The organism is Neobacillus sp. CF12 (genome assembly GCF_030348765.1).
In the GTDB taxonomy this organism is placed as follows: Bacteria; Bacillota; Bacilli; order Bacillales; family Cytobacillaceae; genus Neobacillus.
On the sequence record NZ_JAUCEU010000007.1, the window covers coordinates 1,464,493 to 1,480,870 of the forward strand.

Sequence of the window (16,378 nt, forward strand, 5' to 3'; positions counted from 1 at the left end):
TTGTATAATCTAAGGGTCTTGTTCACCATTTAAAAAGTATAGGTGTTACTTAATAAAGTAAAGATTTTTCTCTGAATAAATTTCGTTTTCTATTTGGGATGGCAATTGAATTGTGATAGTAGTACCAGAATCTAGGTGACTATCAATATTAAAATAAAACTGATCAGGATAGTATAGTTTCAAACGATAATAAACATTTTTAATCCCTACATTCTCCCTTATATCTTCCTCATTTTCTAAAGAGGAGAGTAATTGCTTTCTTTTTCCTTCCGATATTCCAGCCCCATTATCCTTGATCACACAGGTTACAGTACCAGAATGTAAAGAGATGGATACAGAGATTTTCCCATTTCCCTTTAAAGATTCAATACCATGAATGCTGGCATTCTCAATAAACGGTAAGAGTGCCATATTGGGAATCATACATTCCTCTGCATCTTCACCGACTCTAATCTCGTAATCTAATTTATCTCCAAATCGATATTTTTGAATTTCCAAAAAGCTAGTAATGAGATTAATTTCATTTCTAATAGGAACGAAGTCCTTCCCCCATGTAAGCGAGTTACGAAATATTTTAGCCATGTTATGGATGATTTTCGCTGTTTCTATTTCCTCCTTCATCAAGCTTCTCATTCGAATCGTTTCTAAAGCATTAAACAAAAAATGAGGGTTTATTTGACTTTGGAGTGCACTCAACTGTGCACGGTTCCGCTTTATTTCTAGGTCCTTGTTTTGGATATTGACTAATAAGACATCATTAATTAAATCCTTAATTTTTTTGGTCATCCGATTGAATTCACTTGTTAATTGACCAATTTCATCTTGATACTCCTGATCATGGATTAACTCAAAATCCTGGTTCTTCATCCGCTTTACATGCCGTAAAACCCTTTGTAATCGAGTCAAAAATGATCGAGAAATAATTACAATAATGATGGTAGGAGCTAAAAAATTTATTAAGGCCAGTAAGATAATAAAAAGTTTAGATTTATTAACGGTTTTAAGCATGGTTCCTTCAGATAACGTTCCAACTATGGACCAGTCACTTAAATAAGATCCATTTTTCAGATTGGTACGAATCGTAACCAGTTTATTCTCTTTTTCTATTTGATTAATATTAATTGGTTTATCAAGATTTTTAATGGAAGAGTTCGTCGTGTATTCTATCTCCCCTTTTTCATTAAGCAAATAAACTTCTCCTTTAAATGTTACATTGTTAAAAATATCTCTTATGGTTGAAGGATTAATTTCAACCTTTACAAACTTTTGTTTATCATTATAAAAATAATCTAAATTCCGGATGATACTAAAGGTTTCGAAATTCTGATTAGATGGTGTATCTATGAGAATTTGCGAGCCATTACTATTCTTTAAGTCATCTTTTAAGTGTTTTAACTCCTTTTGAAGGCTGTCAATCGAATAAACCCCGCCTGAATAGATGATGGTTGGATTATCGGTATAAAAGCGAATTGAGTTAATCGATGGGTTTATTGGTCTTGATTGATTAAAGTTCCTTAAAAGACTATTATGTTTTTCGATATAGTCTATATCTTCTACATAATCCTTTTCTAAAAAAAGGTTCAGGTTTAAATTCGTATATAACGAGGAGGATATTCCTACCGCCTCGTCGATAATTGTTTTAAATTCTCTATTAATCTGTTGTAATGCCAAAGTGGAATCTTGCATTTGCTGCTTTTTAACATTTTCAATGGTAACGATGTAAAAGATTACGTTTGTTAAAACGATTGGAATAAAAACAGCAAAAAAGTACATAATTAACATTTTGTTTTTTAATCGAATATTGTGAAAACTCCCACTTCTGCTTATCCTCATTTTCCAATCACTTTTCTCACGTTGATTAATTTATTCCGATACTCAGAAGGCGTAATATTTTCTAACTTACCAAATATAGTGACAAAATAATCCGTATTATTAAATCCTACACATTCAGCGATTTCATATATTCTCTTTTCCGATTGGCGAAGCATTTTTTTCGCTTCATTAATTCTTACTTGAAGTAAATAATCTTTAAAATAGATTCCATAGGTTTTCTTAAATAATTGTCCTAAATAAACTGGATTCATAAAAAACTTACTAGCTATAGTTTTCAAACTAATGTTCTCATGGTAATGCAGGTCAATGTACTGTTTTATTTTGTGGGCTTCGCCATTAGCAGACTGTTTTCTTAATTTAGATATTTCATCTTTACACTCAATAATAAAATCAATAATCAGGTCCTTCAGCTGAGGCATAGTCAAGTTGTAATTATGTAAGGTATATATAATTCGATAAGATTGTAAATTTGAAGGATCTCCTCCCATTTTCTTTATAATTTTTAGAACAGAATATACAAAACTATTAAGAGATGCTAGAACAGCCGTTTGTGATAGTTTCTTTGCAACCAGAGATTGAAACAGTATTTCTAGTGAATGAATGATTTGAGTGGTTGATTCTTCTTCAATATGTTCAATTAATGATTGATAAATGGTTTCATCGGGTTCAGCATACGTTATCTGTTTTTCAACAATGTCTTCAAAGAAAATAATTCCATCTTCGTTATTTGCATATTTATGTTGTCGAGCCCTTTCAACTGCATCCGCTGATTTTTTCAATAAAGTAAGACTAGGCACAGCTTCACCCGCATAAAAGGTAAAATCCTCAGATATTCTGATCGTAAGTTCCTTCTTTACCCACGTCATAAATTTGTTAATGCTCATTTGAAATCTTGATAAGTGATTTGAAGTAATGAGAACGCCAACAGCACACTGTGCTACTTTTTGGACCCATATTCTTTCATGACTGCTGCACACATCCCGAATCACAGAAGTTAATGTCAATTTGATTTGTCGTACTCTTTCCTCATTGTTTAAATTAGACTCATCAAATACTCCGTTTACTTCAATTAATAGGTAAAAGAACTCGTTAGGGTTTCCTACTGAAAGGAGATTTAAAAGGTCTCCGGAATGTTCAATCTCTTCTGCCTTTCCTAATAGCAGATGATTAAACACGACTTTTGCTTGTTCTTCCATTCTTTGATCATGAAGCTTTTTTTGTTCGTTGATTGTCTTAGAAAGTGATCTCAGTGTTTGTTCAATTTCATCCTGATCGATTGGCTTTAAAACAAAATCATGGACACCATATCTCAATGCTTGTTGTGCATATATAAAATCACTATGTCCACTAATAATAATAAATTTAGATTGAATTGCCTCAATTTCAATTGCTTGTTTAATAAGGCCAATTCCATCAAGTACAGGCATACGGATATCAGTAATGATAAGGTCTGGGTTTACTTCATGAATCAACTTTAAGGCATCTTCGCCGTTTGCGGCCTCGCCTACTACCTGAAATCCGCAGTCTTCCCAATTGATTAAATTTCTTAATCCTTTGCGGAAATACATTTCATCATCTACTAATATTACTTTGTTCATTTCCGTCCCACTCCTGTTCCAAAGGGTATGTAACAATCAATAAACCGTTCTCATTAAACTAAATGTGCTGGAAGTCATAAACTGCCAGCACATTTTGAGTTGTAAACTTATGTAAATATGATAACGCTTACAGTTGTTTCGAATACAAAGGTTACTGAATTAGTGAGCTTGTATTTGAATCCTTAGCATTTATTTTATTATAGCCACAGAAACTTAGTTTGTCTATCAGACAAACTAAGTTTCTGAAATTTTTTGAATCTTATAAACATACTAGAAACTCTTTTGCGTACTTATCTTTTGCTGTTTCTTTTCAATTCTTTGAAAACTTAAGGCTGCTCCACACATGATCGCAAATACCGGTAAGCTCGAGCAAAAGAATGGCAGTAAACCTGGTATGCTGGAGAAAAAGAAACCTATGAGAAAAATCAATAAAATAATAAGAATAGTAATATCAATATTTATTAATCCAATATAAAACGAATTCTTAACTTACTGAAATACCTTTTGATCAAAATGTACATACACAGGGAAGATATACAGAAGAGTAATGCAATAAAATATGCTTATTAAAAGTAGAGGAACCGTCAAAGTATATTGAAGCATTCCCCCAGACAACATAATCAATTTAAAATCATAATACAAAAATAGACCCATTAAAACTAAAACCAAGCCTAGCTTATTTGATTTTAGAAACTCATTTTTGTAATTCTGATAAAAAGTATGAAAGATTGGAAGGTCAGTTTCTTTAGTTATCAGCCATTTCCGTACTATGGCGAATAAGGATACAGTAGCAGGTATCATCCCAAAAACGATTAATCCACCGACTGTGAAGATAATCCATAAAAAATTAAGATAAGCTAGTTTCATAATCCAATCACAAACAATATACAACCTCCCAAAAACGACATTGTTCTACATTTTGTCACCCCTTAGATTACGTTTTGATTTATCATATAAAAAACAAGCTTTTACGTCTATATAGATATAAAAATATTTAATAAATAGAAAGTAACAAATATGAAGTTAAGGTAAGAAAAGACTCTCTACCTATTGATAGAGAGTCCTAACCTTGCACTATTAATTTAAAAACTATTGAGTTTTTGTTTATTGTGTATTTCACTAACTAATAGATCGATAAAGTCTTGTTGCAGGTTTAGTTCAATAGCTCTATATAATACTTCCAGCAAATGTTCAATTTGAAGATTTTGCATCGTTTATTCACCTACTAACAATTTTATCTTGTAAATGCTGCCGGTACACCACCATCAACCGTTAACATACAACCAGTTGTTTTTTCAGATTTTGAAGAAGCAAAGAATGCGATAGATTCAGCAATATCTGATGGGTAGATATTGACTAGTAGTGTAGTACGCTTACGGTAGTGGTCTTCTAATTGATCAGGATGGATTCCGTACGCTGCCGCACGTTCTTCACGCCAGTTTGATCCCCAAATTGCAGACCCTTGAAGAACTGCATCAGGAAGAACAGAGTTTACACGAATTCCGAATTCGCCGCCTTCTGCTGCAATACATCTTGCTAAGTGTGTTTCAAGTGCTTTTACAGAGCTGTAAGCTGCGGCATTTTTACCTGCGTAAACAGAGTTTTTCGAGCCAATAAATACCATGTTACCGCCAATGCCTTGGCCCTTCATTTGCTTGAATGCTTCGCGGGCAACTAAGAAATAGCCTGTTCCTAACACATTCATGTTTAAGTTCCACTCTTTAAGAGAAGTCTCATCAAATGGACTAGATGTAGCAAGACCTGCATTGTTAACGATAATGTCTGCACCACCATAAGTAAGAGCCGTTTGATCAAATGCAGCTTGTACTTGCTCTTCGCTTGTAACATCCATCTTCACAGCAAGGGCACGGTTAGCACCGTATTGCTCGTTAATTTCTGCTGCTACTTTTTCTGCACCTTCAAGATTTAAATCTGCCAATACAACGTGTGCGCCTTCAGATACGAGACGACGTGCTGTTGCACTACCGATTCCGCCTGCACCACCAGTGATAAATGCTACTTTTCTAGAAAATTCAGCCTCAGCCGGAGCAAGAGTCAATTTGTATAATTCTAATGGCCAGTATTCCACGTTGTAGGATTCGTTTTCACTTAGAGAAACAAAGTTTCCTAGTGTTGTAGAACCTTTCATAACCGCAATCGCACGGTGGTATAAAGCACCACTTACTCTAGAATTATTTACATCCTTACCTGTATTCACCATACCTAATCCAGGGATAAGGATTACACGTGGAGCGGGTTCAAACATTTTGTCGCCTTCATTTTTATTACGGTCAAAGTATGCTTTGTATCCTTCTTTGAAGCTAGCAATACCCTCTTTAACACTTGCAATTAGTGTGTCAACATCTTTTGTTTGTGGATCCCAATTGATGTAAAGTGGAACCATTTTTGTATGAACTAAGTGGTCAGGACATGCTGCTCCGATTTGTGAAAGCTCAGGTGCTGCATAGCTGTTAACAAATTGAAGTACATCTTCGCCACGATCGTAAGTTAAAAGCATTTTCTTTTCTTCACTTACCGCACCACGGATGATTGGCATTACTTTTGCTAGAATGCTGTTTGCTTCTTCATCAGAAAGAGTTTCATATTTTTGACCACCAAAAGCTGTTTCTTCATTTACTCGATCATTAATATATTGTTCTGCTTCATTGATAATTTCGATAGTTTTTGCATAAGACTCTTCTGAGGTTTCTCCCCACGTTACAAGTCCGTGTTTTTCCATTAATACAAGTTCTGCATTTGGATTGTTTCTTACACCTTCAGCGATCATTTTTGAAAGGGTGAAGCCTGGGCGTACATATGGAACCCAAACAAAACGATTTCCAAAAATTTCTTCAGCAAGCTGTTTACCGTTATCTGCACAGCAAAGGCTAATAATTGCGTCTGGATGTGTATGGTCTACATGCTTAAATGGTAAGAAAGCATGTAATAACGTTTCAATTGAAGCTCTTGGATGTTTACTGTCAATCATACAATGTGAAAGATATGCAACCATATCTTCATCTGTCATTTCATCACGTTCAAATAATGGGCGAATATCTTCTAAATTAAGACCAGTAAAGTTATGAGCCTTCATTGTTGCTAAATCTGAACCGCTTCCCTTTACCCACATAACTTCAATATCTCGTCCGCGGAAATCTTTTTCTGTAGTTTTCATAGAAGTGTTGCCGCCACCCCAGTTACATACGGCACGATCTGAACCAATTAAGTTGGAACGATACACTAATTCTTCTACCCCTTTTGTTACTTGTGAAGCTGTTTCACTTTCCCAGTAATTCTTTACCATTTAAAAATCCCCCGTTTGTATGTTTGTTAACTTCTGTAACTTATTATAATATACTTTTGTTTATTTTTGAATACCTAAATTAATATTTGTTTATATTTGTTTTTTAATTTGGTTATTTTTGATTAAATGTAAAAATCCACCCCATACCGAGGTGGATTATCAAATTAAAGATCATCGATTACTATATATGAAGCCTTTACCGGTCCGTGAACTCCAACAACAAGGTTTAACTCAATATCTGCGGAATTGCTTGGTCCTGTAATGAAATTGATGCATGATGCTACATGACCAGTTTTCTGATGAATCTCACGCATTTTTTGCGCAGCTTGAGTCATTCTTGGCACAAGTGTACTTTTAGGGATTAACGCAATATAGGTGGCAGGTAAAAAGCTCACGGTTCTCCCTTTATCTTCATCGCTAAACAATACAACCGTTCCTGATTCTGCCAATGTGATTTCACTAATGGTAATGCCCACATTTGCATTTTCCGCTTTTGTAATGTTTTCTGAACCCTTTGTATGGTCCCATTCATAAACTTCAATATCTTGACTTGGCCAATCTGAGTTCATTAACGAATCAAGACCCCATTTTGAAAACCGCTCATCCTTCCAAGTCACGACGGGTCCCCCGCCATAATCCGCTACAACCTTGTTAAGGGTTTTTGGCAATACTTTAAGGTTAGTTGTGTAAAGGGTGGTATGGATTTTTTTACACTGCTCCGTTAAAACTTCTAGTAACTCATCCTGGGTAGCGCCCTTTAACACTTCGTCCTGTGGCCTGAATTTCCAGTTTGGTCTTTGTACCGGTTTAGAAATACGAGGTCGACCTAGCTGGCTGGCAATCTGATTTAAAAATGAGTCTCGATTTTGGATTGTACCAGTCATTGTTATTTACCTCCTTTTTCTCGGTTTTTAAACCAATCTCTGAATCTCTCTTTGTTTGGTGCTGGAAATTCCCTGATTTCAGTCCATGCCTTTAGTGGCCCAGGACCCTTTGATATCTTGTCCCCAGTTGTAAATGGATTCATCGCTGTTGGGGCAAGTTTTGAACCAATTTTATAAAAGAGAGGCGAAGCGGCTCCTAACCCAAACGCCTTCATTGCCAACTTTTCGGAAATAGGTGCCTTTCCTTCCTTTTCCACAATCACTTCTCTATGCTTATGAAGCAGGTTATGCAGAGGTATTTTTACCGGACACACTTCCGTACAGGCACCGCAAAGCGTTGATGCATATGGAAGTTCTTTGTATTCATCATAGCCGCCTAGTAATGGAGAGAGAACTGCCCCAATTGGTCCTGCATAAATAGAGCCATAGGAATGTCCACCAACATGGCGATAGACAGGACATACATTTACGCATGCAGCACAGCGAATACACTGCAAGACGGATTGGAATTCTCCTCCAAGGATCTTGGAACGTCCATTGTCAACGATGACTAAGTGGAATTCCTCTGGACCGTCAGCATCTAATTCTTCTTTTGGTCCTGTAAGGACCGTAATGTAACTCGTTAATTTCTGTCCAACAGCACTTCTTGTTAAAAGTGAAACCAAAACTTCCATTTCTTCAAAGGTAGGAACGATTCGTTCCATCCCCATTACGGTTATTTGTGTTTTTGGTAGGGCTGTCACTAAATCGGCATTTCCTTCATTCGTAACTAAACTAAACGAACCAGTTTCTGCTACTGCAAAATTACACCCGGTAATACCAATATCAGCTGACAGGTATTCTTGGCGCAGCATTTCCCGTGCGTGCCAAGCCAATTCTTCGGGCTTGGAGGTTTTTGTGTAGCCAAGTTTATCAGTAAAAACATCGCGGATTTGCTCTTTGTTTTTATGTAGCGCAGGTACTACGATATGTGACGGTGGATCATGATCATCCACTTGGAGAATGTATTCACCAAGGTCTGTTTCAATAACCTCACAACCCTCTTGCTCCAAGGCTGCATTTAAACTGATTTCCTCCGTTACCATCGATTTCGACTTTACTATTTTTTTGGCGTTTTTCTGACGGGCAATTCCACGAATATATTCATTTGCTTCTTCTTTGGTTTGGGCGAAAAATACATGCCCTCCGCGCTTCGCGACATTCTCACTTAATTGTTCTAAATAATAATCTAAGTTTTCGAGAACATGCTGGCGGATTTCCTCCCCATGTGAGCGCCAATCCTCCCAGTTTCCAAGTTCTTCAGTTGCAAGGCGTCTTTTTACACCCATCCCATCCTGAGCACCAGAAACAGCACCACGCATAAAATCGTCATGAATCCCCTTGTCGACACGTTCCTTAAATTGTTCATTGCCTATTTTCATGGCCATCCGTTATTCACCCATCCTTCTTATAGAAGCCTTTGGTTATTGTGTGGCCTTATTACTCTATGTGACCACTTATTTGATTTTTTGGTTATTTTGGTCATCATGAGCCTCTTATGGTGACCACTTTTTCATTTTTCCCTCGGTTTTGGACACCATGAGCCTCCTATGTTGACCACTTTTTCGTATTTCCAACAATTTCGGTCATCATGAACGCTCAATTAGTTCATCTTTATCGAAATTCACCATCATACTGGTATCTTGCACATTTTTATCGATTATTCAATACCTCAGCAATATGCATAACCTTTATCGGTTTGCCTTTTCTATCAATACGTCCACCGATATTCATCAGACAGCCGGCGTCAGCCCCAATCAAATAATCCGCACCTGTATCTTCAACATGGCAAACTTTTTCATCTACCATTTGCTCTGATATCTGCGCCATTTTTACAGAGAAAGTACCACCAAATCCACAGCATTGCTCTTTTCCAGGCAACTCCGTAAATTTTAACCCTTTTACATTTTTCAGAAGAGTCATAGGAGCTTCTTTTACCCCTAATAATCTCGTCATATGGCATGAGGTGTGGTAGGTGGCATGTCCTTCTAATTTTGCCCCAACATCTTCAACATTTAATACCTCAACTATAAATTGGGTAAGTTCGTATGTTTTTTCTGCTAATTTCTTTGCTTTTGGTTCCCAAACTGGATCTCCTTTAAATACATGAGGGTATTCATGGAACATATAAGCACATGAGCCAGATGGTGACACCACATATTCTGCATCCACAAAGGTATCAATCATCTTCTTCATGGCGTCTTTGGCATCTTTCGTGTAACCACTATTATAAGCCGGCTGCCCGCAGCAAACTTGTGATTCTGGAAATTCAATCTCACAACCAAGTCTTTCCAGCAACTCTACTGTTGCTTTGCCAACATTACTTTGAAACATATCTACCAAGCATGTTGCAAATAAACTAACTTTCATCTTTTCCATCCCCTTGGCTATATTGGAACTAACTTTTATTTGCTTTTGTTTTATTATAATATATGTTTGTTTGTTTTTGAAAGATAAATAAAGAAAATTAATCGTGAATAAAATTTACCATAAAAAAACCGTACCAGCAAAAATCGCTGTACGGCATTAGGTGAAGGACACTGGCACCACTATTTATGAAACTACTATACTCTTAATTGTCTCTTTCCAACCATCAAGATATTTATTTCGAAGATTCTTAGGCATTAAAGGTTGGTATACATCATGATTGGGATTTAGGGTGTTGATTTCCTCTATAGACTTCCAAATCCCCACTCCTAATCCTGCTAAATAGGCAGAACCCATGGAAGATAATTCAGATACTTGTGATGCACTAATATCTATACCTAACATATCTGCCTGAAATTGCATGAGGAATTGGTTACTCGTTGCTCCCCCATCTACATTTACCTTCTTAATCGGGATATTGCTTTCATTTACCAGCAATTCAATACAATCGTTAACCTGGTAAGCAATACTTTCTAAACCCGCCCGGACAATATGTGCTTTTCCTGTGTTACGACTCATTCCAATAATTGCTGCACGGGTATAAGGGCTCCAGTACGGTGCGCCAAGACCTACAAAGGCTGGAACAAGATAAACTCCTTCATTATCCTGTATCGACGTTGCCAGTTTTTCAACTTCACTCATATCATCAATTAATTCAAGTTGATCTTTAATCCACTTAATGACATCACCCGTACAATGAATAATACCTTCAAGGGCATAATCCACCCGACCATCTATTCCCCATGCGATCGAGGTTACCAACCCATTCTGAGACTTCACCAATTCACCAGTATGCATCATAACCGAAGTTCCAGTCCCATATGTAGCTTTGGCCATCCCTGGTTCGAAGCATTTTTGACCAAATAATGCACCCTGTGAATCTCCAATAACGCCAGATATCACCAAATCCCTAAAAGGAAGATTTTCATCTTTCGTGACACCAAAACTATCATTTGAGCTTTTAACTTCCGGGAGCATGGAACTTGGGATTTCAAATAGATCCAATAATTCCTGATCCCACCCAAGGGAATGAATATTAAACAAAAGAGTTCTGCTTGCATTGGTGTAATCGGTGGCATGAACCATACCGCCAGTAAGATTCCAAATAAGCCAGGAATCAATCGTTCCAACTAACAGTTTGCCCTCCCACGCTTTCTCCTTAACGCCCTCGACATGATCAAAAATCCATTTAATTTTAGAAGCAGAGAAATATGGATCTGCCGTTAGCCCGGTTTTAGCATGGATCATATTTTCATAACCGTTTTCTTTTAGCGCTTTACAACTATCCGATGTTCTTCGGCATTGCCAAACGATAGCATTATAAACCGGAATCCCTGTTTCTTTATCCCAGACAACAATGGTTTCTCTTTGGTTCGTAATTGCTAAAACAGCAAGATTTTCGTCTGAAATTTCAGCAGTTTGAACAACTTCATTCAAAAGTTTCTTAACGTTTTCATAGATTTCGACTGGATCATGTTCAACCCATCCTGCTTGTGGGTAATATTGTTTATGACTCAATCCACTCTTTTGAAAAATTTGGCCTTTCGAGTTAACAACTAATGCCTTTGTTCCAGAGGTACTTTGATCAAGCGCGAGAATATATCTCTCTTCATTCATGCTGACACCTCATTCATTACGAAGCATTTGCTCAGCAATTTTCTTCACATTATCAACACTTAAACCATAATGATTAAATACTTCTGCTGTTTTTCCCGCTACTGCTGGTTCATCTGGAAGACCAAGGATTTTTACTGGAATCGGATGATTTTGTGAAACCACTTCAGCCACAGCTGATCCCAAACCACCATAAATACTATGTTCTTCTATCGTGATAATACCGCCTGTTTCATGTGCTGCTTTGATTATTGCACCTTCATCCAAAGGTTTAATTGTATGCATGTTGAGGACTCTGCAGCTAATCCCCTCATGTTTTAACGCTTCGGCTGTATCTATGGCAATCCTTACCGTCTCCCCTGTTGCAATAATGGTGATATCTTTGCCATCATTCATGGTCACAGCTTTACCAATTTCAAAGGGATAATCCTCAGAAACATATGAATCTTGTACTGGATTACGCCCAATCCGAAGGTATACAGGTCTATCATATTGCACCAATGCTTCTATCATTTTTTTCGCTTCATGGCGATCAGCAGGCATCATCACATCTAAACCAGGAATGGCACGAGTCACCGCCAGATCCTGTAGTGAATGGTGAGACATACCGAGGGCACCATAGCTTACACCACCGCTAATCCCAATTAATTTTACATTTGTATTCGAATAGGCAACATCCACTTTAATTTGCTCTATGCTCCGCATACTCAAAAAGCAAGCAGGTGAGGCAACAAATGGTTTTTTACCGGAAGCAGCTAATCCTGCCGCAATGCCAACAAGATTTTGCTCAGCAATCCCTACTTCTACGATTTGGTTTGGTAGTTCCTTCCCAAAATCCACCATTGAAGCTGAACCACGTGAATCACTCGTTAAAACTAAAATATCTCTATTATCTTTAGCGAGATTTAATAAGGATTCACTAATAACTTGTCGGTTAGCAACCTTATTAACTCCTGGAATATTTAAGGCAACATTACTCATATAAGCACCTCCAGTTGTTTTGAAAGTTCATCCATCGCTAATTGGTATTCTTCTTTCGAAGGGACATGGTGATGCCATTTTGCAACATTTTCAGCAAAGGATATTCCCTTTCCTTTTACAGTGTTAGCAACAATGAGCGTTGGTTTTCCACTTACTCTAGGAGTTTGCTCCAAAACATTCACTAATTCTTCTATGTTATTACCATCTACCTCGACAACGTCCCAACCAAACGCTCGCCACTTTTCTCCAAATGGTTCAAGAGACATTACATCCTCGGTACAACCAGTAATTTGTAATCTGTTCCGATCGACGATGGCTACTAGATTATCTAGTTTGTATTGTGCCCCAGCCATGGCACCTTCCCAGACCGAACCTTCGGCCTGCTCTCCGTCACCCATCAAGGTGTACACTTTATAAGACTTTCCATCCATTTTAGCAGCCAATGCCATACCAACTGATATCGGCAATCCATGTCCGAGTGCTCCCGTATTCATTTCAACACCCGGCACTTTGTTGTTTGGGTGTCCTATTAATCTAGTACCAAATTGAGAAAAGGTTTTTAATTCTTCCTTCGGAAAAAATCCCTTATCTGCTAAAATTGCCCAATACGATTCAACCGAATGCCCTTTACTTTGAACATAACGATCACGCTCAGCCCATTTAGGATTGTTCGGATCAACATTCATAATATGATAGTAGAGCACCGTTAAAATATCCGTATTCGAAAGTGAACCCCCTGTATGACCAGTGCCGGCTTCATAAATCATGGTTAATAGATCCATTCGGATTTCAGTTGCTTTTCTTTTTAGAAACTGAATTTCTGCCATACTTCTCACCTCTTATTATTCTATTTATTTAGGTCGCTGCCTCGCAGCCACGCTCTAATTTCACTTTCAGTTGGATCAACTGGATCCGGTGTTAACCCTGGAATATATTCACATGCCTCAAATAGGACAGGAATCACGTTTGCATGAATTCCTACTGAATGGTGAATATAAGGTCCTTTTACTAGTTTCTCTTCCCATAAAGGCCAATCATTGACTTCTACCCAAACATAGGAACCTCTTGTGAATGGACCTTCTATTCCTTTTGCTTTACCCAGGAAAATTGAATATTCGCCATGATCTCCATCAAAACGTGCAAGTGTCATTTCTCCACCCTTTATTTTTCCTTCATGAGTTCCTGGTGAATGGTCTTCAAATAGGAAGTGCTTATTTAGCTTTGGTTTTGCTTCTTCGCTTAACGATACCGGAAAGTTTCCGCAATGAAATAGTAATTCCCCATTAGGATTCTCAGGATGGCGAACCGTGATATCTGCAAAGAATGTTGGTAATGTATTGAGTGTCGCCGCTTGAACCATGATGGATGTAATCGCTCCATGGATATCGGTTTCACATGTCACTGGGATTTGTTCATCCGTTAAAATAGCATTAGCTAAACATGGCATAATTCCAATAATATCCTGTAGCGTGGACCAGCACTGAATCGCAATCGCCGTACTCTGCGTCTCATTTGCTAGTTGTTTCATCGCCACTTTAAGAGAAGCGATTCTCCTAACGTCCTGTTCTGTAACGGAGCTCCAGTCAAGCTTTTCCTTTATATAGACAATCGCCTCTGCTAGTTCAGGGCTGCCATTTTTTTCAATTTTCAAAGTTGCCTTTTTCAACTCTTCTAATGTAATAGGATGAATTTGAATTCCAAATGTCTCTAACAATTCCCCTTCGTTACAAATAACGGACCAAAAATCAGATGGTCTAGTTGAAATTTGTAAGATGCGTAGATTAGTATATTGCTTTACAACATTGGCAGCACCAATAAAGTTTTTAAAACCTCTTTCAAAAACAGGATCATCCACTCGGCAATTTGTAATATATGTAAACTTCACATTAAACCTTCTTAACACTTTCCCTGTTGCAAAAAGACCGCATTGAGAATCACGAAGACGCATTCCATCTTCTAAAGGTGCTTCATCTCGAGGTCCCCAGAGTAATACCGGTTTTCCAATTGCCTTTGCAATTCTAGCAACAATGTCCTCTGTCCCAAAGTTACAGTGTGGAAAGAATACAGCATCTACTTCTGCATCTCTAAACCTTTTAATAATAGCGCTTTCTTCAGAACGCTCATAAAGCAAGCCTTCTTCATTAATCCCTTCCAAATCAACGATTTCCATTTCCAAACCGAAACTCTCAATTTTTTCTCGAATTAACTTTTTATAATACAATGCATCTTCTTTACTAAAAACAAATCTACGCGTTGGAGCAAATCCAAGTTTAACTACACTCATATCGTACCTCCATGATTTTTACAAACAACCAATTAGCTAAAATAATTTAGTTATCTGTTTATACTTTAATAGAATAATAACAATCAGTAACTAGTTAGTCAATTGTTTTATATAAAATATTTTAGTTTTTATCTAAACTTTCTTTTTTTAAAAAAATCATCAATTCCCCTTTAAATCCATGTATTACAAAAGGTTAAATGGAATTTATATATAACCATCACAAACTAAAATATAACTAAAAAAATAAACTTATGTTATAATTAACTAAACAAAACAAAAAGAGATACCGAATAATTTTTTGGTGTTATGGAATTAAACAATTTAGTTTTGATTTTAGATTTCTTAGAGGTGTATAAATTATGAAGATAGAAGACATTGCAAAACTAGCCCAAGTCTCTAAATCAGCTGTATCTTTAGCGTTAAATGGGAAAAATGGGGTAAGTGAAGAAACGAGGGAAAAAGTACTTCGGATTGCCCAGGAACATGGTTATATTCCTCGTACAATGATTAAAGTCGATCATGTAGATCAATATTTAAGGACGAACACGAAGATTATACGGTTTGTTGCATGCACGAATACCGGAATTGTTACCGAACAATATGAATCCCTTCCGTTTTTTATGGAATTAATGAGAAATCTTGATCAGTCCATCCGCTCAAAAGGCTATTCCTTTATTATTTCTTCCATTAATATTGACAATTTTGAGGAAGAAATCAATAAACTTGAGCGAGAACAAAAAACAGCTGGAATCATTTTATTGGGAACGAATCTTACACATGAGCAAATCAAAAAGATTTCGTATCATCATCCACTGTTAGTAGTGCTAGACACATGTTATGAAAGTTTAGATGTTAATTTCGTCGTTATGAACAATGTCTTAGGGGCATATCAGGCAGGTCAACATTTAATTGATTTAGGACATCTTAAGATTGGGTATGTAGAATCGACCTCCAGAATGTACAATTTTGATCAAAGAAAAAATGGCTTTTTACAGGTATTGAAAGACAACCAATTAGAAGTTCATAGCCATTTTTCCATCTCATCTACGATCATTTCATCCCAAGATGAATTTAAACAATCTATCTTGAACAATAGTAAGAATCTACCCACTGCATTATTCTGCGAATGTGATTATATGGCCATTAGTGTTGTAAAGTCCTTAACAGAATTAGGGATTAAAGTGCCTGAAGAGATATCTGTTGTAGGATTTGATAACATTTTTGAATCACAAGTTGTAAGCCCTGAATTAACAACCATCCATGTTAAAAAGGATAAACTGGCACTTGTAGCTGTAGAAAGGTTAATTCAGGAAATAGAAACTAACGAAAATGATAAGATGAAAATCATGATTGATACAGACTTAGTCGTGAGAAATTCAACATCAACGACTTCTGAAACAGATGTCTGAGAAAA

Annotated in this window: 13 protein-coding genes; 1 reads left to right on the top strand and 12 read right to left on the bottom strand. The window is 36.9% G+C overall.

Annotation, left to right across the window (positions count from 1 at the left end; all coding sequences use genetic code 11):
- Positions 1 to 45: 45 nt before the first annotated feature.
- The 12 genes from QUG14_RS07300 to QUG14_RS07350 all read right to left on the bottom strand — a co-directional run bounded on the left by QUG14_RS07300 (position 46) and on the right by QUG14_RS07350 (position 14,964).
- A complete protein-coding gene (locus QUG14_RS07300; protein WP_289339855.1) occupies positions 46 to 1,833 on the bottom strand; it encodes a sensor histidine kinase in 1,788 nt (595 codons plus the stop codon).
- Positions 1,830 to 3,431 carry a response regulator transcription factor gene (locus QUG14_RS07305; RefSeq protein ID WP_289339856.1) on the bottom strand — a complete coding sequence of 534 codons (1,602 nt, stop codon included), beginning with the start codon at positions 3,429 to 3,431 and terminating at the stop codon, positions 1,830 to 1,832. Before QUG14_RS07305 ends, QUG14_RS07300 begins: the two co-directional genes overlap by 4 nt.
- Before the next feature lie 489 nt (positions 3,432 to 3,920).
- Complete coding sequence (locus tag QUG14_RS29745; protein ID WP_353961104.1) at positions 3,921 to 4,298, bottom strand: YesL family protein; 378 nt, start codon at positions 4,296 to 4,298, stop codon at positions 3,921 to 3,923.
- A gap of 215 nt (positions 4,299 to 4,513) precedes the next feature.
- Positions 4,514 to 4,642 carry a sporulation histidine kinase inhibitor Sda gene (gene sda / locus QUG14_RS07310; RefSeq protein ID WP_289339857.1) on the bottom strand — a complete coding sequence of 43 codons (129 nt, stop codon included), beginning with the start codon at positions 4,640 to 4,642 and terminating at the stop codon, positions 4,514 to 4,516.
- 23 nt (positions 4,643 to 4,665) lie between these two features.
- Entirely contained in the window at positions 4,666 to 6,735 is a 2,070-nt protein-coding gene (locus QUG14_RS07315; RefSeq protein WP_289339858.1) for a bifunctional aldolase/short-chain dehydrogenase, read from the bottom strand.
- Positions 6,736 to 6,899: 164 nt separating this feature from the next.
- Entirely contained in the window at positions 6,900 to 7,619 is a 720-nt protein-coding gene (locus QUG14_RS07320) for a LutC/YkgG family protein (RefSeq protein WP_289339859.1), read from the bottom strand.
- A 2-nt stretch (positions 7,620 to 7,621) separates the two neighbouring features.
- Entirely contained in the window at positions 7,622 to 9,046 is a 1,425-nt protein-coding gene (locus tag QUG14_RS07325) for a LutB/LldF family L-lactate oxidation iron-sulfur protein (protein WP_289339860.1), read from the bottom strand.
- Between the two features lie 265 nt (positions 9,047 to 9,311).
- Positions 9,312 to 10,028, bottom strand: coding sequence for a (Fe-S)-binding protein (locus tag QUG14_RS07330; protein WP_289339861.1), 717 nt, complete (start codon positions 10,026 to 10,028; stop codon positions 9,312 to 9,314).
- 183 nt (positions 10,029 to 10,211) lie between these two features.
- Positions 10,212 to 11,702 (bottom strand): glycerol kinase GlpK, encoded by a 1,491-nt coding sequence (gene glpK / locus QUG14_RS07335; protein ID WP_289339862.1) that lies wholly within the window; start codon positions 11,700 to 11,702, stop codon positions 10,212 to 10,214.
- 9 nt (positions 11,703 to 11,711) lie between these two features.
- Positions 11,712 to 12,680: a transketolase family protein gene (locus tag QUG14_RS07340; RefSeq protein WP_289339863.1), complete on the bottom strand. Its 969-nt coding sequence runs from the start codon at positions 12,678 to 12,680 to the stop codon at positions 11,712 to 11,714.
- Positions 12,677 to 13,507, bottom strand: coding sequence for a transketolase (locus tag QUG14_RS07345; RefSeq protein ID WP_289339864.1), 831 nt, complete (start codon positions 13,505 to 13,507; stop codon positions 12,677 to 12,679). The genes QUG14_RS07340 and QUG14_RS07345 overlap by 4 nt, the downstream gene beginning before the upstream one ends.
- Positions 13,508 to 13,527: 20 nt before the next feature.
- Positions 13,528 to 14,964 (bottom strand): L-fucose/L-arabinose isomerase family protein, encoded by a 1,437-nt coding sequence (locus QUG14_RS07350; RefSeq protein WP_289339865.1) that lies wholly within the window; start codon positions 14,962 to 14,964, stop codon positions 13,528 to 13,530.
- Between the two features lie 359 nt (positions 14,965 to 15,323).
- Between QUG14_RS07350 and QUG14_RS07355 the strand changes: the two genes are divergently transcribed.
- The gene (locus QUG14_RS07355; RefSeq protein WP_289339866.1) at positions 15,324 to 16,373 is read left to right on the top strand and encodes a LacI family DNA-binding transcriptional regulator; all 1,050 of its coding nucleotides are present in this window, start codon (positions 15,324 to 15,326) and stop codon (positions 16,371 to 16,373) included.
- The last annotated feature ends 5 nt before the right edge of the window (positions 16,374 to 16,378 follow it).